The organism is Nocardia sp. FBN12 (assembly GCF_050320175.1).
In the GTDB taxonomy this organism is placed as follows: domain Bacteria; phylum Actinomycetota; class Actinomycetes; order Mycobacteriales; family Mycobacteriaceae; genus Nocardia.
In genome coordinates this window covers 3916319-3937733 of record NZ_CP190048.1, presented here as the reverse complement: position 1 = coordinate 3937733, position 21415 = coordinate 3916319, and the positions used below count along the sequence as shown (strand labels likewise).

Sequence of the window (21415 nt, the reverse complement as noted above, 5' to 3'; positions counted from 1 at the left end):
GTCGAATTCCTGCCTGCGGATGACATGTTCGTAACTTCCGGAGGGGAGGGGTTCGTCGTTATGACCGGGTCACCGGTAGAGTGGGTACAGGACCGGCCCGCGCAATCCGTTCGCACCTGTATCGGATGCCGTCAGCGCGAGTCGTCTGCCGACCTGTTGCGGATCGTGGCGCAGCATCGGGACACCGATGTCGCGATTGTTCCCGATCCGCGGCGCAGACTTCCCGGACGGGGTGCCTGGCTGCACCCCGTTTCAGCTTGTTTGCGTTCCGCAGAGCGGCGCCGAGCATTCGGCAGAGCCCTACGAGTGTCCGGAAATCTGGATATCTCAGCCCTGGAGCAGTACCTCGAGAACAGGCACGAGCACTCATGAGCACACCGTGAAGCACCAACGATGAACGTCCGTCGGAGATAACCCGAGGTCGTGCGGGCCCGCCTTACCTAGGCGGCGTCACTGCTCGGCCTCTCAGTGAGGAGAGCAGTGGCAGGCAAGGCCCGCGTGCACGAGTTGGCTAAGGAACTCGGTGTCACAAGCAAGGAACTACTCGCGAAGCTCAAGGAGCAAGGCGAGTTCGTGAAGTCGGCGTCCTCGACGGTGGAAGCACCCGTCGCACGTCGTCTGCGCGAATCTCTGGCGTCGAAGTCCGCTCCGGCGGCCGATGCCAAGTCGGCGGCCCGTCCCGGCCCGTCGTCGGCAGCAGCAGCCCGTCCGGCTGCCAAGCCCACCCCCGGTGGCCCCCGCCCCGGTCCGCGTCCGGCTCCGGCCGCTCCCGCCCCGGCAGCCGCTGCCGCGCCGGCCGCGCCGAAGCCCGAACAGGCCGCCCCGGTCGAGGCGAAGCCCGCTACCCCGGCACCCGCGAGCCCCGCTCCGGCCGCCGCGCAGTCGGCTCCGGCTACCAAGCCCGCAGGCGCTCCGGCGCCCGGCCCGCGCCCGGCTCCCGCGCCGCGTCCGACCCAGGCTCCGGCCGCGGGTCAGACCCGTCCGGGCCAGGCCACTCCCGGTGCGGCCGCACCGGGCCCGCGTCCGGCCGGTCCCGGCCCGAAGCCGGGGCCCAAGGCTCCGCGCGTCGGCAACAACCCGTTCAGCTCCGCCCCCGATCGTGAGCGTCCCGCGCCGCGTCCGGCCGGTCAGGGTCAGGGCGGTCCTCGCCCGACTCCGGGTCAGGGCGGTCCCCGTCCGGCTCCCGGTCAGGGTGGCCCGCGTCCGGCTCCCGGTCAGGGCGGTCCCCGCCCCGGTCAGGGTGGTCAGGGTCAGCGTCCGGCCGCCGCGCAGGGCGGTGCCCCGCGTCCCGGTGGTCCCCGTCCCAACCCGGGTTCGATGCCTCCGCGTCCGAACCCCGGTGCCATGCCGGCCCGCTCCGCACGTCCCGGCCCCGCGGCCGGTGGCCGTCCGGGTCGTCCCGGTGGCGCTCCCGGCGGTGGCGGCGCAGGCCGTCCCGGTGGTGGCGGCGGCGGTGGCGGTTACCGCGGTGGCGGTGGCGGTGCCCCAGGCGCTCCCGGTGCCGGTGCTCCCGCGGCCGGTGGTTTCCGTGGTCGTCCCGGTGGCGGCGGCGGTCGTCCCGGTGGTCCCGGTGGCCGTGGTGGCGCAGCCGGTGCGTTCGGTCGTCCCGGTGGCGCGGTTCGCCGTGGCCGCAAGTCGAAGCGGGCCAAGCGCGCCGAGTACGAGAACATGCAGGCTCCCGCCGTCGGTGGCGTGCGTCTGCCCCGTGGCAACGGTGAGGTCATCCGCCTCGCTCGTGGCGCCTCGCTGTCGGACTTCGCCGAGAAGATCGACGCGAACCCCGCAGCTCTGGTGCAGGCACTGTTCAACCTCGGCGAGATGGTCACCGCGACCCAGTCGGTGAACGACGAGACCCTCGAGCTGCTCGGCGGCGAGATGAACTACGTCGTCCACGTGGTCAGCCCCGAGGACGAAGATCGCGAACTGCTGCAGTCGTTCGACCTCACCTACGGCGAAGACGCCGGCGGCGAGGACGACCTCGAGCACCGTCCGCCGGTCGTGACCGTCATGGGTCACGTCGACCACGGTAAGACCCGACTGCTCGACACGATCCGTAAGGCCAACGTCGCCGAGGGCGAGGCCGGTGGCATCACCCAGCACATCGGTGCCTACCAGGTGCTCACCAACCTCAACGACGAAGAGCGTCTGATCACCTTCATCGACACCCCGGGTCACGAGGCGTTCACCGCCATGCGTGCGCGTGGTGCGAAGGCCACCGATATCGCGATCCTCGTGGTCGCGGCCGACGACGGCGTCATGCCGCAGACGGTGGAAGCGATCAACCACGCGCAGGCCGCTGATGTGCCGATCGTTGTCGCGATCAACAAGATCGACAAAGAGGGTGCGAACCCGGACAAGATCAAGCAGCAGCTCACCGAGTACGGCCTGGTCACCGAGGAGTACGGCGGCGACACCATGTTCGTCAACATCTCGGCCAAGCAGGGCACCAACATCGACGCGCTGCTCGAAGCAGTGCTGCTGACCGCGGATGCCTCGCTCGACCTGCGGGCCAACCCGGACATGGACGCCCAGGGTGTCGCCATCGAGGCGCACCTCGACCGCGGCCGTGGCCCCGTTGCCACCGTGCTCATCCAGCGCGGCACCCTGCACGTCGGTGACTCGATCGTGGCGGGCGACGCCTACGGTCGCGTCCGTCGCATGGTCGACGAGCACGGCGCGGACGTCCACGCGGCGACCCCGTCGCGCCCGGTCCAGGTCATCGGTTTCACCTCCGTCCCCGGCGCTGGTGACAACCTGATCGTGGTCGAGGAAGACCGCATCGCCCGTCAGATCGCCGATCGCCGCAATGCGCGCAAGCGCAACGCACTGGCCGCTCGCAGCCGCAAGCGGATCAGCCTGGAAGATCTGGATGCCGCACTGAAGGAGACTTCGGAGCTCAACCTGATCCTCAAGGGCGACAACTCCGGTACCGTCGAGGCCCTCGAAGAGGCCCTGCTCGGCATCGAGATCGACGACGAGGTGCGTCTGCGCGTCATCGACCGCGGTGTCGGTGGCGTCACCGAGACCAACGTCAACCTGGCGTCGGCCTCCAACGCGATCATCATCGGCTTCAACGTTCGCGCGGAGGGCAAGGCCACTGAGCTGGCCAACCGCGAAGGCGTCGACATCCGGTACTACTCGGTCATCTACCAGGCGATCGACGAGATCGAGAAGGCCCTCAAGGGCATGCTCAAGCCGATCTACGAAGAGGTCGAGCTGGGCCGCGCCGAGATCCGCGCGATCTTCCGTTCGTCCAAGATCGGCAACATCGCCGGTTGCATGGTCACCTCGGGCTCGGTCAAGCGCAACGCCAAGGCGCGCCTGATCCGTGACGGCCGAGTGATCGCGGAGACGATGACCATCTCCTCGCTCAAGCGGGAGAAGGACGACGCTCCTGAGGTGCGCGAAGGTTTCGAGTGCGGTATGACCGTCACCTACAGCGACATCAAGGACGGCGACATCATCGAGGCTTACGAGCTTCGTGAAAAGCCGCGCGACTGATCAAACGCAATAACCGTTCGACCCACGCCGCATCCGATTCGTCGGGTGCGGCGTGGGGTCTTGCGGCTACCCCATCTATCAGGAGGTGAGCACCGCTGTTCATCGGTGCGCTCGAATTCGATCTACTGCTCGGTGACGTGCATTCGCTCAAGGAGAAGCGGTCGGTGATCCGGCCGATCCTCGCCGAGCTGGGAAAGCGCTTCGGCGTGAATGCCGCCGAAGCCGGAGATCAGGACCTGCACCGCCGGGCACTGCTCGGTGTGGCCATGGTCAGTGCGGAAACGGGACACCTGAACGAGGTGCTCGACAAATGTGAGCGGCACGTTGCCGCGCGTCCGGAGATAGAGTTGCTGGCAGTACGCCGCCGGATCTTCGGACCCGAAGACTGAGGCTGCGGCATGGGTGTCAAGGCCCTGGCCTCACCCACGCCGCCATAGAAAGGAGCACCGCCATGGTGGATCAAGCCAGGGCACGCCGGCTCGCCAAGCGGATTTCCGCGATCGTGGCCACCGCGATCGAATACGAGATCAAGGATCCGCGGCTGCGGTTCGTCACCGTCACCGATGCCAAGGTGTCCGGCGATCTGCGCGAGGCGAATATCTATTACACGGTCATGGGCGAGACCATCGACGCCGAACCCGACTACGCCGAAGCCGCCGCCGGGTTGGATGCGGCCAAGGGTGTGTTGCGGTCGAAGGTGGGCGCGGGGACCGGAGTGAAGTTCACCCCGATCCTGTCTTTCACACTCGATAAGGTGCCCGAGGTGGCCCGCGAGATGGAAGAGTTGCTCGCCAGGGCTCGCGCCATCGACGACGAGGTGGCCAAGGTCGCCGCCAACGCCAAGCACGCGGGCGAGGCCGACCCGTACAAGGTCGATCGCGACGACGAAGACGAGTAGGCAGGCATGTCCGGTCAGCGCCCGGTAGCTCGAGTGACCACGCAGGACGCCGCGTCCTGCCCGGTGGGCACCGCCTTGTCGGGCCGGCGACCGGTGGCCGGATGACCAGCGTCCGCGACGGGACCGAACTGGGCGCGGCCGTCGCCGCACTGGCGGCGGCGCGCTCGGTGACGATCCTGTGCCACGTGCAGCCAGATGCCGACACCGTCGGTAGCGGGCTGGCACTGGCTTTGGCGCTGCGCCGGCGCGATGTGCCGGTGTGCGTGTCCTTCGCCGAGCCCGCTGATCTGCCCGCGTCGTTACGCACGCTGCCGGGGGTGGAGCTTGTGGTACCGCCCGCGCAGGTACCCGAGGTGGTCGATCTGTTGATCGTCGTCGACTGCGGGGCGCGCAGTCGACTCGGTTCGTTGGCCGACCGATTACCCGGTGCCACCATGACATTGGTGATCGATCACCACCGCGCCAACGACGGCTTCGGCACCGTCGATCTGATCGACGAATCCGCGGCCTCGACCACCGAACTCGTTACCCGCCTGCTCGACGCCTGGCGTGTGGAGATCGATGCCCCCATCGCGCACTGCCTGTTCGCGGGCCTGGTCACCGACACCGGCTCGTTCCGCTGGGCCCGTCCCGGCAGCCACGCCATGGCCGAGCGCCTGCTCGCCACCGGCATCGACGGCACCGAGATCACCCGAGTTCTGCTCGATACCCACCCCTATACCTGGCTGCCGATGCTGTCGAAGGTGCTGTCCACCGCGGTGGTCGTGCCCTCCGCCGCCGGTGTCGGTCTGGTCTACGCGCTCGTTCGCGCCGCCGACACCCACGACGTGGGCCCCGAAGAGGTCGAAAGCGTCATCGACGTCATTCGCACCACTGCCGAAGCAGGGATCGCCGCCGTCTTCAAGGAAGCTCGCGGCCAGAACGACCGCTGGACGGTCTCGCTGCGTTCCCGCGACTCCGCCCCCGGCCGCACCGACGGCATCGACGTCGCCGCGGTAGCCGGCGTTTTCGGCGGCGGCGGCCACCGCTTCGCCGCCGGCTACACCACCTACGGCAACCCCGACGATGTTGTGCGCGCGCTGATCACCGCGCTGGGATGAGGTGATGTCACCGGACCGCGCCAGTGCGTCCGGTGGCTTGGTCAGATGACGGCGGAGTCGCGGCGCAGCCGTAGGGCGAGGGGGACGCCGGGGATCGTGGTGGTGTCGCAGAACGTGAAGGCCAGGAAGCCAGTTGCCAGGCCGGGGGCGAGGGCGACGAGGCCGATCATGACCGCGGGGAGTTCGACGCCGCGGCGTAGGACCGCGACCGGTATCACCGCGCAGCCGACCACCCCGGCGAGGACGTTCACCAGCGCACGATGCTTGCCGCGTCGGCGCTGACGCCGGACGGTTCCAGCAGGGCCTGGCCGAAGGTGGCCAGTGCGACGAAGGTGCCGAACGGGAAGAACACGGCGACGCAGAGGCGGCGCACGTACCGGTCGCCGAGGGTTGCTCGGAGGGCGGCGAGCGAGGTCGAGGTGCTCGCCGCCGGCCCCCGGCCTGGTGCGTCGATTCGCGCGCTGGGCGGCGGTGTCGGTGGGGTGTGCCACCATCGGCAGGTCGACAGCGCGTTCCGGGCCATGGGTCCATGACAAGGGTGGGAGGTCGGTGTGGGGTCCGCTGAACCGATGGACGAGGCCGTGACCGGCGACGAGGTCGACCGGGCGGGGCCCCGACGCATCCTGGGTATCGCGGTGCCCACCCTCGGAGTGCTGGTCGCCGAGCCGCTGTATCTGCTTTTCGACATCGCGGTGGTCGGCCGACTCGGCGCGCTGGCGCTGGCCGGGCTGGCCGTCGGCGCGGTGATTCTCGGGACGGTGAGCACCCAGCTGACGTTCCTGTCCTACGGAACCACCGCGCGCGCGGCCCGCAGACACGGTGCGGGGGACCGGGTCGGCGCGGTCGAGGAAGGCGTCCAAGCCAGTTGGGTGGGGCTGGCGGTGGGCTTCGTGATCGTCGCGGTGATCCAATTGTTCGCGGTGCCGCTGTGTTCGGTGCTCTCCGGCGGTGGGGAGATCGCCGGCGAAGCACTGATCTGGGTGCGGATCGCGCTGTTCGGCGTGCCGCTGATCCTGCTGGCGATGGCGGGCAACGGCTGGATGCGCGGTGTGCAGGACGTGCGACGGCCACTGACCTATGTGATTGTGGGCCTGGCACTTTCGGCGGTGCTGTGTCCGGTGCTGGTGTACGGACTACTCGGCGCGCCGCGGATGGAGCTGGCCGGTTCGGCGGTGGCCAATCTCGTCGGGCAGTCGGTTTCGGGCGTCCTGTTCGCCTATGCCTTGCTGCGCGAACGTGTTTCGTTGCGTCCACAACTCGCGGTGATGCGCGCGCAACTCGTCCTCGGCCGCGACCTCATCGTCCGCAGCCTGTCCTTCCAGATCTGTTTCGTGTCCGCCGCCGCGGTGGCCGCCCGTTTCGGCGCCGCCTCCGTCGCGGCCCATCAGGTCGTCCTGCAACTCTGGAACTTCCTGGCCCTGACCCTGGATTCACTCGCCATCGCCGCCCAGACGCTGGTCGGCGCGGCGCTCGGCGCGGGTAGTGCCGACGGCGCCAAGGCAATCGCGCGCCGAGTCACCGCATGGTCGGTCGCCTTCTCGCTGCTCCTGGCCGCCGCCTTCGCCGCGGGGGCGGCGGTGATCCCGCTGCTGTTCACCGATGACCTCCAGGTCCTCGACCGCACCCACGTCATCTGGTGGTTCTTCGTCGCGATGATCCCGGTAGCCGGGGCGGTCTTCGCCCTCGACGGTGTCCTGCTCGGCGCGGGCGACGCCGCCTTCCTGCGCACGGCGACCCTGGCTGCCGCCCTGATCGGCTTCCTCCCGCTGATCTGGCTGTCATTGATCTTCGACTGGGGCGTCGCCGGCATCTGGACCGGCCTGGTCGTCTTCATGCTGGGCCGGTTGCTCGCTGTCGTCGCTCGCGCACGATCGGGGCGGTGGGCCAAGGTAGGTGCCGAACTCCCGCACGGTGCCGCGTAGCTGCGCGGGGAATCCGTTGATGCGCAGGGGGATTGATGACGATGCAATGTATGACCGCGCTTCCCCGCCGACGATCGCCTACCGTCGAAGGGACGACGTGCCGACGATGGAGGCGGAGACCGTGCGCAAGGTGATTTCCCGAGGTAGCCGGGTGGCCGTGTCCGCGGCGCTGGTCCTGATCGGTGCGGTAGGTGGGCTGCCCGCGGCGCAGGCGGTGCCCAGCGCGCCCGGACAATTGATCTCGCACACCGCGCTGCCCGCGGGCTGGGGTGAATGGTCGCGCGCGGCCATCGTCGAATATCGCACGGAGGGCGCGACGCGCGGCACCACGGCGGCGGCCGGCCTGCTGCTGCTCCCGGAGTCGCCCGCGCCGGCAGGCGGGTATCCGGTCGTCGCGTGGGATCACGGGACCAGCGGCCTCGCGCCCCACTGCGGCCTCACCACCAACCAGGCCCGCAACGAGCGCCCGCTGCTGCAGGCATTCCTCGATCGCGGCTGGGCGGTCCTCGCCCCGGATTACCTCGGCCTGTCGGCCGGCTCCGATACCGTGCACCCTTATCTGCACACCCGCACCGAGGCCACGGCCACGATCGACCTGGTGCGTGCGGCACGGGCCGCGGAGCCGAGCCTGGCGAAGACCTGGGCCGTGGTCGGCGGTTCCCAAGGCGGGCATGCCGCGCTGGGCACCGGCAATCTCGCCGACGACTACGCGCCCGAACTCGATTTCCGCGGCACCGTGGCGCTGGCGCCGGAATCCAATTTCGAACAGATCCTGTCCCGGCTCGACCCGAGCATCCCGAACCTGCCGATCGTGGACCGGCTCGTCGGCCCGTTCGCGGGCATGCTCGCCGGGCTGCGCGCCACCCGACCGGACCTGGATGTGAACGGCCTGCTCAGCGCCCGCGGGCGCGAGGTGGTCGACGCCGTAGCCACCAGCTGTGTCGACGATTTCGACCGGGCCGTCGGCGGTGCGTCGATCGGCTCACTGCTCGCGAAACCTCTGTCCGCCAACGGTATCGGCGCCGCCCTGCACGACTACATGGTCGTCCCGACGCTCGGCTATCGACAACCGATCCTGATCGCCCACGGCGCGGCCGACACCGTGGTTCCGCTGCCGATGACGCTCGCGCTGCTCACGCAGATGCGTTCGGCGGGCACCCGAGTGGAGTTCGCGCAGTACCCGGGCGGACACGAAGAGGTCGGCGTCGAAGCGCGGGAGAAGGTGCTGGCTTTCGTCGACGGCTTGCTCGCCGCCTGACGGGCGGACCGGGCGGATACGTCGTCCGGTCGCCGGAGCCGGGGCGCTCCAGCGCGGCTAGCCGGGCGAGTCCTTCTTCACCGAGCCGTAGATGACGGCGGCGCCGACCAGCGCGAGCGGGACGAAGCAGAAGAGCCCGAGGAAATCGCCTCGCTGGTTGATATCTTCCTGTTCGTCGCGGTTGTGGCGGACGGTGTTGTCGGTGACGCACACATCGTCGGCATCCATCACCTCGGTGCCGCACTTGACGCCGGCATCGCCGGACTCGGGCAGGCTGATGAAGGCGAGGGCGCCGAAGAACAGCAAGATCGCGAGGCCCATCAGAACACCGGCGATCCGTGCGCCCGGTGTCTGCGGTTCGCCGCCGGGCGCCGCGGGCGCCACGGCTGGGCCTGCGGCCGGCGTCGATCGACCTGAACCTGTCGTCGCGTTCGCGGATCGAGGGCCGAGGTCGGGCTGCGCAGGCAGCGCTAGTCCGATGTCGTGCGCGAGGCCGACGATCCCGTTCGCGTAGCCCTCGCCGAGGTGGCGAACCTTCCATCGCCCCTGATGGCGATACAGCTCGACCGGCATGACGAGCTTCTCCGCCGAGAATCCGCTGCTCACCGCGACGATCTCCGTGCTGCCGGCCCGCACGACGGTCCGAATCTCGCGGCCGGCGAACCCGCGCTCGCCGGCGCTGACGACGACCACCACCCGGGCGATCGCCGGGTCGACCAGATTCGGGTCGACCCGGACCGCACCCTCCTCGACCTCGACCGCACCGTCGGTCGAGCGTTCCCCACCGGGGACAACCAGGTCGCCTGCCGCGCGTAGCCGACCGGTGTCGTCGAGACACACCGCGAACAGCTGCGGAAGCGAGCCGTTCAACAGGCCGGGCTCAACCTCGACCCGTCCCTCGGGCAGCACACAGTTGCCCCCTTTTGCCAACAGCACAAGATCCCCCAGAATTGCAGTGACACAACGTTATCCGGGAAATCCTAACCGTTCACGGGGAGGCGGGCGCGGTCTGTGGCGGGTGCTCGCGCACCGCTCGGCGGTCGGTGTGCCACTGTGGACAGGTGATTCCGAAGTTGATGGCGGTCAGCGATGTGCATGTGGGACATCAGGGGAACAAGCCTGTGGTGGAGCAGATCGTGCCCGATTCGCCCGAGGACTGGCTGATCGTGGCCGGGGACGTGGGGGAGAAGGCCGAGGAGGTGCGGTGGGCGCTGGAGTTGTTGCGCGGCCGCTTCGCCAAGGTGATCTGGGTGCCGGGCAATCACGAGCTGTGGACGACGCCGAAGGATCCGGTGCAGATGCACGGGGCCGCGCGCTACGACTATCTCGTGGCGATGTGCCGTGACCTCGATGTCGTGACGCCGGAGGACCCGTTCCCGGTGTGGACGGGTTCGGGTGCCGAGAAGTACGGCGGCGGGGTCACCCTCGCCCCGATGTTCCTGCTGTACGACTACTCGTGGCGTCCGGCGGGCACGAAGACCAAGGCGGAGGGTTTGGCGCTGGCGCGCGAACGCAATGTCGTCGCGACCGACGAGTTCCTGCTGACCCCCGACCCGTACCTCACCCGCGACGCCTGGTGCCACGCCCGCGTCCAGTACACCCAGCGCCGCCTCGACGCCCTGCCGCCGGAAACCCCGCTGGTGATGATCAACCACTTCCCCCTGGTCCGCCAGCCCACCGACATCCTGTTCTACCCGGAGTTCTCGCTGTGGTGCGGCACCGACCTGACCGCCGACTGGCACACCAGCTACAACGTGGTCTGCTCGGTCTACGGCCACCTGCACATCCCCCGCACCACCTACTACGACGGCGTCCGCTTCGAAGAGGTCTCCCTCGGCTACCCCCGCGAATGGAAACGCCGAGGCATGCCCGACCCCCTACTGCGACAGATCCTCCCCGACCCCGAATACGCCGAGGGCGACCTCAATGCCTGGGGCGGCCACTTCAAGGTGACACCGGAGATGGAAGCCGCAGCCGCCGAAATGCGAGCCAAATCCGACCGCCGCCGAGGTATCTGACCAGTGAATTTGCACGAGATCCCACCACCTGATTTCGTAAGCACATCGGTAACTCACCGGGTACGAGCAATCCCCGCCCACCCGGTACCGCCAGACGCCGACGCTGACCCAACCGGCACCTGAGTCTGGCCTGAATACGCGGAGAGGCGGACAAGCACTTGCTGGAGAGGATTTTGCCGCGGAGTGTGGCTTCGGCGGAGTTGTTGGTGTTTCCCGAGGACTTGACGGCGCATCCCGCCGAAGAGCACCTCATCGCCAAGTCCGTCGAGAAGCGCCGCCGCGATTTCATCGGCGCCAGGCACTGCGCTCGCCTCGCGCTCGAAGAGCTCGGTGAGCAGCCCGTCGCGATCGGTAAGGGTGAGCGTGGCATGCCGCTGTTCCCCCGTGGCATCGTCGGCAGCCTCACCCATTGCGACGGCTACCGGGCCGCCGCGATGGCGCACGCGTTGCGTTTTCGTTCGGTCGGCATCGATGCCGAACCGCACGGCGCGCTGCCCGAGGGCGTGCTCGATTCGGTCAGCCTGCCCGCCGAACGCAAGTGGCTGTCCGACACGGACGGCGAGGGCCTGCACCTGGATCGCCTGTTGTTCTGTGCCAAGGAAGCCACCTTCAAGGCCTGGTTCCCGCTGACATTGCGCTGGCTCGGTTTCGAGGACGCCCACATCACGTTCGAGATAGATTCCCGCACCTCGGATTCCGGTTCCGGAACCTTTCACACGAAGCTGCTGGTGCCGGGTCTGACGAACGACGGCGGCGCCCCGCTGACGCAGTTCGACGGCAGTTGGCTGATCGCCGACGGGCTGATCCTGACCGCGATCGCGCACGGCTGATGGCGGCGCGCGTGTCGCGGGTCGGCGAGCTGGGCGGTCTCGTGATCGTCGACAAGGACAGCGGGCTCACCAGCCACGATGTCGTGGCGCGCGGCCGAAAGCTGTTGCAGACCAAGAAGGTCGGGCATGCGGGCACGCTCGACCCGATGGCCACCGGTGTGCTGGTGCTCGGGGTGGAGCGGGCCACGAAACTGCTCGGCCAGCTGCTGCTCACCACCAAGGCCTACACCGCGACGATCCGGCTCGGCCAAGCCACGAACACCGACGACGCCGAGGGGGAAGTCACCGCGACGACGCCCGCGCTGCACGTCACCGACGACGAGATCGCGGCCGGTGTGGCGGCGCTGACCGGCGATATCGAGCAGGTGCCCGCCACGGTGAGCGCCATCAAGGTCGACGGCGAACGGGCCTATGCGCGCGTGCGTGCCGGCGAAGAGGTGCAGTTGGCCGCCCGGCCGGTCACAGTGTCGCGGTTCGACGTCCTCGCCCGCCGCGATGTCGGGGAGTTCGTCGATCTCGACGTGGATGTCGAGTGCACGTCCGGCACCTACATCCGGGCCTTGGCCCGGGATCTCGGTGCGGCGCTCGGCGTGGGTGGCCACCTGACCGCGTTGCGCCGCACCAGGGTCGGCCCCTTCACGCTCGAGCACGCCCGGACACTCGAAGAACTCGCGGCTGCCGCCGAAGCCGACGAGCCCCTGCTCAGTCTCGACGTCGACGCGGCGGTCAAAACCGCGTTCCCGCTGCGCGACATCGACGAATCCCAGGCCACCGACCTGCGCACCGGTCGCTGGCTGGAACCCGTCGGTATCAAGGGCGTCTACGCCGCCATCGACCCACGCGGCCGGGCCATCGCGCTGCTCGAGGAGAGCGGTAAGCGTGCGGGCTCGGTGATGGTGGTGCGGCCAAGGGGGATCGGCGACTGACCGGCGTGCTCGGTGTCGGCCATCCCGCACGGCCGCGGAGATCAGATGCTCACCATCGGCGCTGCCGGTTGAGGTAGGCCGGTCTCCTTCGTCAGGTGGTCGGCCAGCCTTGCCGCTTCGGCGGCGAGCCCGGGTGGGTTGGTGGCGATGAACATCGAATCCGCGGCCAGGTTGCCGAGAACGTGCCAGCCGCCGACGGGCGTTGCGGATGTCAGCAGGCCGCCGGTGGGCGCGAATTCCGCTGCGCCACTATCGAGTAGGTCGGCGATCAGTGACTCCGTGTCCTGCGGGGTGACGTAGGCGGGCGGGTTGACGGCGTTGATCACGACATCGGCGTTCCATGCGGATTCGCCGGTCATCGTGAACTCCGTCTCAGCCGCCGTGATCGCGGTGATTCCGGTGCGCAACCGGACCTGACCCGAATCCAGCAGGCGCAGCAGGATTTCCGCATTGTGCGGGACCATGGGTGAGCTGAGGCTGCTGATCGTGCGGAAATGGGTGGTACGCAACATTATCCGGTCGGCGTCGGTCAGTGCGGGCCACAGGATCGGGCCCATCGTACGAATCGCCATCGTGAGCAGGCGTCGACCGAGCAGGGTGGAATCGACCTCGGTGAGCTGGCGGCGCAGCCGTCGCGCCGGGTCTTCGGTGCCCGTGTCGCGGATCTCGGCGGCGAACTCCTCGAAATTCTCACCCAGTTCAGCCAATTCGGCCCGCAGCAGCGCGACCGCATCGGTGAACGAGACCACACCGCCGGCGGCGAGATCCAGCGCGGCGGCCGGCGTGAGGTGCCGCGGTGCCAGTGGTCGTGGCCGCTGTTGGACGAACGGCAGGATGCCGCTGCGCGAGAGCAGGGTGATCGGCCCGCGATGGCCGTTGGCGGTCAGTGCCGCGGTGATGTCGACGGCGGTCAGGCCGCTGCCGATCACGGCGACCCGAGCTTCGGGGTCGACCTCGGCGAGGGAGTGCGCGAGCGGGTACGGCTCGTCGATATAGCCGGGTGCTCCGGTCAGCCCGTACTGATCGCGGGGTCGGCCGCTGCCGACGCAGAGCACCACGCGATCGACGGGATGCGTCACACCGCCCTCGGTGCGCAGCTTGCCCTCGGCGATCCCGGTGACTCGGTCGTTCACGACGCTGACCTGCCACCCGTCGCGCCGCAGCCGGGCGATCGACGTCCGCGCCGCGTGTTCGAGGTACTCCCCGTACATCGCGCGTGGCACGATCGGCTGCCCCAATCCGGGGTCGAGGAAGCGCATCGCCTCCGGTTGCCGCGTCAGCCACCGTTCGAAATGTCGGAGATCGTTCGCGCGCACCGACATCAACCCGGGCGGGGCGTTCACCCGCACCGCGGGCACGTCGTGCTGGTAGGCACGACCGCGCCAGACTGCCGCGGTTGCCTCGAATACCGTGATCGTGCCCGGCGCTGCTTCGGCGCGAGCGAGCGCGTCGAGCAGTCCCACCGCGGCCACTCCCGCGCCGATGATCCCGATTCGCATGTCGACTCCTGTCGTCGGACGGCATTGCCGCGCAATCTCATTCGATGGCGTGCACAGCGTCGTGCACGCTCCGTGATCAGCGTGCTCGCGTGCGGGCCGCAGTGGAATCCCGCGTTTGCGGGATGCGGGCCGCCGCTTCTCCACCGCCGCGTGTGGCCTGCGTCGGCGGTCTCCGCGCGGCACGACCCCCCGATTGCGGGATGGCCTCGGCTGTGGAACACGACGACAATGAGGTGCATGACCGCCCCGGCCGCACCTTCGATGACCGCTCTGCTCGCCGGGATCGCGGCCGCGCCGGACGCGCACGAGTTGTTCGCGCAGACCTCCACCCGACTGCGCCGGGCGGTGGATTTCGACGCGGCGGTGTGGGTGGCCACCGATCCGGTCAACGGGCTGACCACCGCGCCGGTGCGGGTGGAGAACCTGCACGAGGGCGGATGTGGAATCTATTGGGAGTCGGAGCTGTTCGCCGAGCACGTCAACCTGTTCCGCGATCTCGCGGTGGCGCCGGTGCCGGTGGCCGGATTGCGCGCGGTGACAGGTGACCGGCCGACACTGAGCCCGCTGTATCGCAACTTCATGCGGCCGCGCGGTTTCGGTGACGAGCTGCGGGCCGTGCTGCGGGTGGACGGGCAGGGCTGGGGCCAGGTCAGTCTGTTCCGGGAACGCGGCAGGGCGGCGTTCGCCGCGGCTGATATCGCTGTGCTGCAAACACTCTCGGCCCCGATGGCCCGCCGCCTGCGCGGTTTCGCCCGCCCTTCGACCGCGAGCTCGGAGGGCAACCACGCACCCGGTCTGCTCCTGTTCGGCGCCGATGGCACACTGCTCTCGGTGAACGACGAGGCCCGTGAGCTGCTCGCGCTGATGCCGCCTGGCCCGTCCACCACCACCGCCGCCGGTCTCGCATTGCCCTTGCCTGTCTGGATTCTCAGTACCGCCGGACGCGCACGCCTCACCGGCGACAGCGCCCGCATTCGCATCCGCACCCTGACCGGGCAGTGGCTCGTCTGCCACGCCTCGTGCCTGCGCGACGCGAACGGCGAACCGAGTACGACGGCGCTGGTGATCGAACACGCGACCCCGTCGGACGTCGCCGCACTCGTGGTCGCGGCCTATGAACTGACCCGCCGCGAACTCGAGGTCACCGAACTGATCGCGGCGGGGCTGTCCACCGCCGCCATCGCCGGGCACCTGCTCGTCTCCGCGCACACCGTGCGCGACCACGTGAAATCCATCTTCGACAAAACGGGTGTCACCAGCCGTGGCGAGCTCGTCGCGGCCCTGTTCACCGAATACCGGCAACCGGCGGCCGAATCGGTCACGCTCCGTGTCCTCGACGGCCGCGCGAGCTGAGCTCCTGGCGTCGGACCCCACCGAATCGAACAGGGCGCCACGTCGGGGTACCCGGCATCATCCGGCCTGCCAGATGCCGAGTCACCGGATTGCGGTGGCGGAACCGGCCGGGTGTCAGGGGTGGTGGACGCAGAGTTAACGACCTGCTCGGATCGGGCGATAGCGAGGTTGTACAGCTTGCGCGTCGGAGGGCAGACCATGACCGCGATCGGGAAGACCTGGATCGGCGTCGTCGCCGGTGCGACGCTGTTGCTCGCGGCCTGCGGGGGCGGTGATCCGCAGACGTCGGCACCGAGTTCGGTGCGCCCGACGATCGCGAGTTCCGCACCGATATCGGTCGCCACTCCCAGCGCGGCTCCGGCCGTTGTACCCGGCGGTCCGCCGTCCGGTACTTCTGCCGGCGGCCAGTCGAATTCCGCGCTTGCCTCCACCACTCCGGCGGCCACCGCCCGGCCGCCGGAACTCGCGACCGGTACGGTCGTCCTGAACACCGTGACCCTGTCCGGGATTCCCGTTCCCGGTGTGCCGGTACACCTTTCGCTGCAGCAGCCGTGTGATCCGGCGAGCAACGACATCCCCGTCGGCGAGACGGTGGAAACGCTGCGTCGCGACGGTGTCACCGATGAGCAAGGCCGGGCGGCTTTCGTCACCGAAATCGGTTGCTATCGCTTCGGGATGAGCGCGCCCTTGGGAACGAATCCTGTTCCCGAAGGGATGCACACGTTGTTCCTGCTCACCCCGGGCGGCACCGCTACCGGTCAACTCCGCTTCCAGGACACCACCCCCGAACCGGCTCCCGCCTGCGCCGAATCCACGATCGAAACCGAACTCGGCGTCGATCCCGGACCCGCCGCCACCATCCCCGACTGCGACGGGCAATGGGCCGTCATCCGCTGGGACACCCCGGGCGACAACCAGCGCGTCATCACCCGCACAGCGGGAACCTGGACCACCTACGTCCGGTTTCCCCACGACACCTGCTGGTCGAGTGCCTCCGCCGATGGCGTACCGGACCGCCTCCGCGCCTACTTCAACTGCTGATCCGGAACCACCTCGCGTGAGCTATGCGGTGAGCCAAATAGCTTCGGCGGCAAGGGTTCCGAGTTCGGTGGGGGAGTCCGCCGAGGCGATGCGCACGGCGATGGTGCCGGCGAAATCGCGGCGCTCCTCGACGGCGATGGCGGTGTCGAGGGCGATCCCGACGGAGTCGAAATAGCGCAGCATGGCGGGGTCGGAGTCGGAGATGCGGGCCACCCGGCCGGATTCGCCCGCGGCGAAGTCGCTGAGCTGGCGGGCGGGCGGAGTGGGAACGGCACCGTCGACCGACGGGATGGGATCGCCGTGGGGGTCGCGGTCGGGATGGCCGAGTTTCGCGTCGATGCGGGACATGAGCAGGTCCGAGACGGCGTGTTCGAGGACCTCTGCCTCGTCGTGGACCTCGTCCCAGCCGTAGCCGAGTTCGTTCACCAGGAACGTCTCGATCAGCCGGTGGCGGCGCACCATCGCGACCGCGGCGCGCCGGCCGTGTTCGGTCAGGGTGATCGCGCCGTAGCGGGCGTGCTCGACCAGCCCCTGGTCGGTGAGCTTGCGGACCGCTTCCGACACCGTCGACGCCGACACGCCGATCCGCTCGGCCAGCAGTTTCGTCGACACCTTCTCCTGCGACCACTCCTGGGCGGTCCAGATGACCTTCAGATAATCCTGTGCCACCGCCGACAGTTCCGGGGCGATCGTGGGGCTGAGTTCGGCCTGCTCGGCGGGCTGCGTCAGCGCGCTACGGGTCGCGACATCTCGTTTGGCTGGCACATCACCAATGTTAGGCATCCCTGGCCCGAATGACACATCGACGAACGGCGCACCGGCGATCCGCCTCACACCGGAATTCTGTTCGCGCACCGCTTTGCGTAGGCTTCGCTCTGTGCAGAGATGGCGAAGTCTCGACGACGTGCCCGCGGACTGGGGGCGTTGCGTTCTCACGATCGGCGTGTTCGACGGGGTACATCGGGGGCACGCGCAGCTGATCAGCCGCGCGGTCGCCGCGGCGGACAAGCGTGGCGTTCCCTCGGTCCTGATGACCTTCGATCCGCACCCCATGGAAGTGGTGCGACCCGGTTCGCATCCCGCACAGCTGACCACCCTGACCCGCCGCGCGGAGCTGGCCGAGGAACTCGGGATCGACGTCTTCTGCGTGATGCCGTTCACCCAGGAATTCATGAAGCTCACCCCGGGCGAATACGTCCACAACCTGCTGGTCGAGCGCCTGCACGTCACCGAGGTCGTGGTCGGCGACAACTTCACCTTCGGCAAGAAGGCCGCAGGCACCGTCGACACGATGCGCGACCTCGGCGAGCGGTTCGGCTTCGAGGTCGACGGGGTGACCCTGCTCGGCGAACACGCCGTCACTTTCTCCTCCACCTATATCCGCGCCTGTGTCGACGCGGGGGATATGGCCGCCGCCGCCGAGGCGCTCGGGCGCCCCCATCGCGTCGAAGGTGTCGTCGTGCACGGTGACGGGCGTGGTCGCGGGCTCGGTTTCCCGACCGCCAACGTCGCCCCGCCGATGCACGCCGCGATCCCGGCCGACGGGGTGTACGCGGGGTGGTTCACCGTGCTCGGCGCGGGCCCGACGATCGGTCAGGCCGCCCCCGGCGAGCGCGCGATGGCCGCGATCTCGGTCGGCACCAACCCCACGTTCTCCGGTCGCTCACGGACCGTCGAAGCGTTCGTCCTCGACGGCGAGGCCGACCTCTACGGCCAGCACGTCGGTGTCGATTTCGTCGAACAACTGCGCGGGATGCGCAAATTCGACACCATCGACGATCTGGTCGAGGCGATGGGCCGCGATGTCGAGGCCGCGCGCAAGGTACTCACCGCCGCCGATGCCTAAGGCCGATTCGGTAGCGCGTTCGAGCGTCCGGTAAAGTGGCTCCTCGGGTTTGCTGCGGTCCGCGGTGGCGCCCATCCCGGGTAACCGGACCTTCGAGCGCGGAACTGAAAAATAGGAGTCGAGCCACATGGCGCTGACCACTGAGCAGAAGTCGGCAATCCTCGCCGAGTACGGCCTGCACCCCACCGACACCGGCTCGCCGGAGGCGCAGATCGCGCTGCTGTCGAAGCGGATCTCGGACCTGACCGAGCACCTGAAGCAGCACAAGCACGATCACCACACCCGCCACGGCCTGCTGGCCCTGATCGGTCGTCGTCGTCGCCTGTCGAAGTACCTGCAGGCCAACGACATCAACCGCTACCGTTCGCTCATCGAGCGCTTGGGTCTGCGTCGCTGATCTGAATCAGACACGCCTCCTCGTAGAGGCGGTCGACACCTGGCCAACGAGAAGAAGTACACTTCTTCTCGTTGGCTATTCGTGTATTCGGGGACCATCGGGTTCCCGGCTGCATTACAACATGTGACAGCCGTATGCATCCGTCCGCGTGGCGTCGGTCTTCGGTAGTGGCCTTTCGGCAGGCGTTGTTCTCGCCGCCGTCGGGCTTCGATCGATGATCGCCTCCGCGTTGCCCTATTTGTGGAATGTTCCAGCGTGGAATGTTTCAGCCAAGGGGACACGGCCGGGTGCTGCGCGTGGACGCCAGGAGGGTTTCCACGTGTCCGTGTCCGGTACGGCTGACGACAGCTGGGTTCGCGCCCACCAGGGGAAAAGTACGCCTGGAAACGGCAGCGCGACCAGCGAGACGAGAGGTCGAGAGAAGAAAATATGACGCAGACAACTGAACGCCCTTCGACTGCGGTCGAGGTCGAGCCCGGAGTTTTCGAATCGGTCGCGCTGATCGACAACGGTAGCTTCGGCACCCGCACCATCCGCTTCGAGACCGGCCGTCTGGCCAAGCAGGCCGCGGGTTCCGTGGCCGCCTACCTGGACGACGAGACCATGCTGCTGTCGGCGACCACCGCGGGCAAGCACCCCAAGGACCAGTTCGACTTCTTCCCGCTGACGGTCGACGTCGAAGAGCGCATGTACGCCGCGGGCCGCATCCCCGGCTCGTTCTTCCGTCGCGAGGGCCGCCCCTCCACCGACGCGATCCTGACCTGCCGCCTGATCGACCGGCCGCTGCGCCCGACCTTCATCGACGGTCTGCGCAACGAGATCCAGGTCGTCGTCACGGTCCTGAGCCTGAATCCGGCCGACCTCTACGACGTGGTGGCCATCAACGCCGCCTCGGCGTCGACTCAGCTCTCGGGCATCCCGTTCTCCGGCCCGATCGGTGGCGTCCGCGTCGCCCTCATCGGTGGCCAGTGGGTCGCGTTCCCGACCGTCGAGCAGCTCGAAGGCGCCGTGTTCGACATGGTCGTCGCGGGCCGCGTCACCGACACCGGCGACGTCGCCATCATGATGGTCGAGGCCGAGGCCACCGACAAGGTCATCGCGCTGATCGAAGACGGTGCGCAGGCCCCGACCGAGGCCGTGGTGGCCGAGGGTCTGGAAGCCGCCAAGCCGTTCATCGCGCGCCTGGTCCGCGCCCAGGCCGACCTGGCCGCGCTGGCCGCGAAGCCGACCCAGGAGTTCCCGCTCTTCCCGCCGTACGGTCCCGACGTGTTCGAGGCTGTCGAGGGCACCTCGAAGGTCGAGCTGAACCAGGCGCTGAGCATCGCCGACAAGCAGGCCCGCGAAACCAAGATCGACGAGATCAAGGCCGAGGTGCTCTCCCGTCTGGGTGAGGACTTCACCGGTCGCGAGAAGGAGCTGGGTGCCGCGTTCCGCTCGGTCACCAAGAAGCTGGTTCGCCAGCGCATCCTCACCGACGGTTTCCGCATCGACGGTCGCGGCCTGGCCGATATCCGCCAGCTGTCGGCCGAGGTCGACGTGATCCCGCGCGCCCACGGTTCGGCGATCTTCGAGCGCGGCGAGACCCAGATCATGGGCGTCACCACCCTCGACATGGTGAAGATGGCGCAGCAGGTCGACTCGCTCGGCCCGGAGACCTCCAAGCGCTACATGCACCACTACAACTTCCCGCCGTTCTCCACCGGCGAGACCGGTCGCGTCGGTTCGCCGAAGCGTCGCGAGATCGGCCACGGCGCGCTCGCCGAGCGTGCGCTGATGCCGGTGCTGCCCTCGCAGGAGGAGTTCCCCTACGCCATCCGTCAGGTCTCGGAGGCGCTGTCCTCCAACGGCTCCACCTCGATGGGTTCGGTCTGTGCCTCGACGCTGTCGCTGCTCAACGCCGGTGTGCCGCTGAAGGCGCCGGTCGCGGGTATCGCCATGGGCCTGGTCTCCGACACCATCACCAACGACAAGGGTGAGGACGAGGTCCGCTACGTCGCGCTCACCGACATCCTCGGCGCCGAGGATGCCTTCGGCGACATGGACTTCAAGGTTGCCGGCACCCGTGACTTCGTCACCGCCCTGCAGCTGGACACCAAGCTCGACGGCATCCCCTCGCAGGTGCTCGCCGGTGCGCTGAACCAGGCGCACGACGCCCGCACCACCATCCTGGACGTGATGGCCGAGGCCATCACCGATCCCGACGAGATGAGCCCCTACGCCCCGCGCGTGACGGCCATCAAGATCCCGGTCGACAAGATCGGTGAGGTCATCGGGCCCAAGGGCAAGATGATCAACCAGATCACCGAGGAAACCGGCGCCAACATCTCCATCGAAGATGACGGCACTGTGTTCGTCGGTGCGACCGATGGGCCCTCGGCCCAGGCCGCGATCGACATGATCAACGCCATCGCCAACCCGCAGCTGCCCAAGGTCGGCGAGCGCTTCCTCGGCACGGTCGTCAAGACCACCGCCTTCGGTGCGTTCGTGTCGCTCCTGCCGGGCCGCGACGGTCTGGTGCACATCTCCAAGCTGGGCAACGGCAAGCGCGTGGCCAAGGTCGAAGACGTGGTCAACGTCGGCGACAAGCTGCGCGTGGAGATCGCCGATATCGACAACCGCGGCAAGATCTCGCTCGTCCCGGTCGAAGACGAGGCCGCCGCCGAGCCGGCTGCCGTCGAGGAGACCACCCCCGACGCCGAGTAAGCGTCGCCGCTCCACCTGACTGCCGAAGCCCCCGCCGTTCGCACGGCGGGGGCTTCGTCGTCTCCGGACTTCTCGTGACCTGGGTCACGTTGATGCAACGTTGGTGCAACGTTATTTCACATA

20 protein-coding genes are annotated in these 21415 nt (G+C 68.6%); 15 read left to right on the top strand and 5 right to left on the bottom strand.

All coding sequences use genetic code 11. The annotated features are described in order from the left end of the window. Positions 1–60: 60 nt before the first annotated feature. The 5 genes from ACQHI0_RS18840 to ACQHI0_RS18820 all read left to right on the top strand — a co-directional run bounded on the left by ACQHI0_RS18840 (position 61) and on the right by ACQHI0_RS18820 (position 5499). Positions 61–372, top strand: coding sequence for a YlxR family protein (locus ACQHI0_RS18840; protein ID WP_427903176.1), 312 nt, complete (start codon positions 61–63; stop codon positions 370–372). Between the two features lie 108 nt (positions 373–480). Beyond that, positions 481–3501 (top strand): translation initiation factor IF-2, encoded by a 3021-nt coding sequence (infB, locus tag ACQHI0_RS18835; RefSeq protein ID WP_427903175.1) that lies wholly within the window; start codon positions 481–483, stop codon positions 3499–3501. A 95-nt stretch (positions 3502–3596) separates the two neighbouring features. Next, the gene (locus ACQHI0_RS18830) at positions 3597–3890 is read left to right on the top strand and encodes a DUF503 domain-containing protein (protein WP_378628258.1); all 294 of its coding nucleotides are present in this window, start codon (positions 3597–3599) and stop codon (positions 3888–3890) included. Between the two features lie 62 nt (positions 3891–3952). Further along, positions 3953–4399 carry a 30S ribosome-binding factor RbfA gene (rbfA, locus tag ACQHI0_RS18825; RefSeq protein WP_427903174.1) on the top strand — a complete coding sequence of 149 codons (447 nt, stop codon included), beginning with the start codon at positions 3953–3955 and terminating at the stop codon, positions 4397–4399. A 101-nt stretch (positions 4400–4500) separates the two neighbouring features. After that, the gene (locus tag ACQHI0_RS18820) at positions 4501–5499 is read left to right on the top strand and encodes a DHH family phosphoesterase (RefSeq protein WP_427903173.1); all 999 of its coding nucleotides are present in this window, start codon (positions 4501–4503) and stop codon (positions 5497–5499) included. A 41-nt stretch (positions 5500–5540) separates the two neighbouring features. Here ACQHI0_RS18820 and ACQHI0_RS18815 read toward each other — a convergent pair whose 3' ends face one another. Then, positions 5541–5750, bottom strand: coding sequence for a hypothetical protein (locus tag ACQHI0_RS18815; RefSeq protein WP_427903172.1), 210 nt, complete (start codon positions 5748–5750; stop codon positions 5541–5543). Beyond that, complete coding sequence (locus ACQHI0_RS18810; protein WP_427903171.1) at positions 5747–6022, bottom strand: hypothetical protein; 276 nt, start codon at positions 6020–6022, stop codon at positions 5747–5749. The genes ACQHI0_RS18815 and ACQHI0_RS18810 overlap by 4 nt, the downstream gene beginning before the upstream one ends. Positions 6023–6068: 46 nt before the next feature. On the opposite strand from ACQHI0_RS18810, the gene ACQHI0_RS18805 reads away from it, so the two are divergent. Both ACQHI0_RS18805 and ACQHI0_RS18800 read left to right on the top strand, forming a co-directional pair. Next, positions 6069–7421: an MATE family efflux transporter gene (locus ACQHI0_RS18805; RefSeq protein ID WP_427903170.1), complete on the top strand. Its 1353-nt coding sequence runs from the start codon at positions 6069–6071 to the stop codon at positions 7419–7421. A gap of 46 nt (positions 7422–7467) precedes the next feature. After that, complete coding sequence (locus tag ACQHI0_RS18800) at positions 7468–8679, top strand: alpha/beta hydrolase family protein (protein ID WP_427903169.1); 1212 nt, start codon at positions 7468–7470, stop codon at positions 8677–8679. Positions 8680–8736: 57 nt separating this feature from the next. Here the strand turns inward: ACQHI0_RS18800 and ACQHI0_RS18795 are convergent, their stop codons facing one another. Then, positions 8737–9588, bottom strand: coding sequence for a TerD family protein (locus tag ACQHI0_RS18795; protein ID WP_427903168.1), 852 nt, complete (start codon positions 9586–9588; stop codon positions 8737–8739). A gap of 167 nt (positions 9589–9755) precedes the next feature. Here ACQHI0_RS18795 and ACQHI0_RS18790 point away from each other — a divergent pair, with 167 nt between their 5' ends. From ACQHI0_RS18790 to truB, 3 genes are all read left to right on the top strand, one after another. Then, positions 9756–10697 (top strand): metallophosphoesterase family protein, encoded by a 942-nt coding sequence (locus tag ACQHI0_RS18790; RefSeq protein WP_427909219.1) that lies wholly within the window; start codon positions 9756–9758, stop codon positions 10695–10697. A gap of 158 nt (positions 10698–10855) precedes the next feature. Then, complete coding sequence (gene npt / locus ACQHI0_RS18785) at positions 10856–11527, top strand: 4'-phosphopantetheinyl transferase Npt (protein ID WP_427903167.1); 672 nt, start codon at positions 10856–10858, stop codon at positions 11525–11527. Positions 11528–11538: 11 nt separating this feature from the next. Continuing rightward, positions 11539–12453 (top strand): tRNA pseudouridine(55) synthase TruB, encoded by a 915-nt coding sequence (gene truB / locus ACQHI0_RS18780; protein WP_427903166.1) that lies wholly within the window; start codon positions 11539–11541, stop codon positions 12451–12453. 41 nt (positions 12454–12494) lie between these two features. Here truB and ACQHI0_RS18775 read toward each other — a convergent pair whose 3' ends face one another. Next, on the bottom strand, positions 12495–13952 hold the full coding sequence (locus ACQHI0_RS18775; protein WP_427903165.1) for an FAD/NAD(P)-binding protein: 1458 nt from the start codon (positions 13950–13952) through the stop codon (positions 12495–12497). Positions 13953–14189: 237 nt separating this feature from the next. On the opposite strand from ACQHI0_RS18775, the gene ACQHI0_RS18770 reads away from it, so the two are divergent. Then, positions 14190–15305 carry a LuxR C-terminal-related transcriptional regulator gene (locus ACQHI0_RS18770; RefSeq protein WP_427903164.1) on the top strand — a complete coding sequence of 372 codons (1116 nt, stop codon included), beginning with the start codon at positions 14190–14192 and terminating at the stop codon, positions 15303–15305. Between the two features lie 198 nt (positions 15306–15503). Beyond that, complete coding sequence (locus ACQHI0_RS18765) at positions 15504–16346, top strand: hypothetical protein (protein WP_427903163.1); 843 nt, start codon at positions 15504–15506, stop codon at positions 16344–16346. 21 nt (positions 16347–16367) lie between these two features. Here ACQHI0_RS18765 and ACQHI0_RS18760 read toward each other — a convergent pair whose 3' ends face one another. Further along, the gene (locus ACQHI0_RS18760) at positions 16368–17129 is read right to left on the bottom strand and encodes a metal-dependent transcriptional regulator (protein ID WP_427903162.1); all 762 of its coding nucleotides are present in this window, start codon (positions 17127–17129) and stop codon (positions 16368–16370) included. A gap of 94 nt (positions 17130–17223) precedes the next feature. Between ACQHI0_RS18760 and ACQHI0_RS18755 the strand changes: the two genes are divergently transcribed. The 3 genes from ACQHI0_RS18755 (at position 17224) to ACQHI0_RS18745 (ending at position 21292) form a co-directional block, all read left to right on the top strand. Further along, positions 17224–18192, top strand: a complete 969-nt coding sequence (locus ACQHI0_RS18755; RefSeq protein ID WP_427903161.1) for a bifunctional riboflavin kinase/FAD synthetase — start codon at positions 17224–17226, stop codon at positions 18190–18192. Positions 18193–18319: 127 nt separating this feature from the next. Continuing rightward, on the top strand, positions 18320–18589 hold the full coding sequence (gene rpsO, locus ACQHI0_RS18750; RefSeq protein WP_056811493.1) for a 30S ribosomal protein S15: 270 nt from the start codon (positions 18320–18322) through the stop codon (positions 18587–18589). 429 nt (positions 18590–19018) lie between these two features. Then, positions 19019–21292, top strand: a complete 2274-nt coding sequence (locus tag ACQHI0_RS18745) for a polyribonucleotide nucleotidyltransferase (protein ID WP_427903160.1) — start codon at positions 19019–19021, stop codon at positions 21290–21292. Positions 21293–21415: the final 123 nt, after the last annotated feature.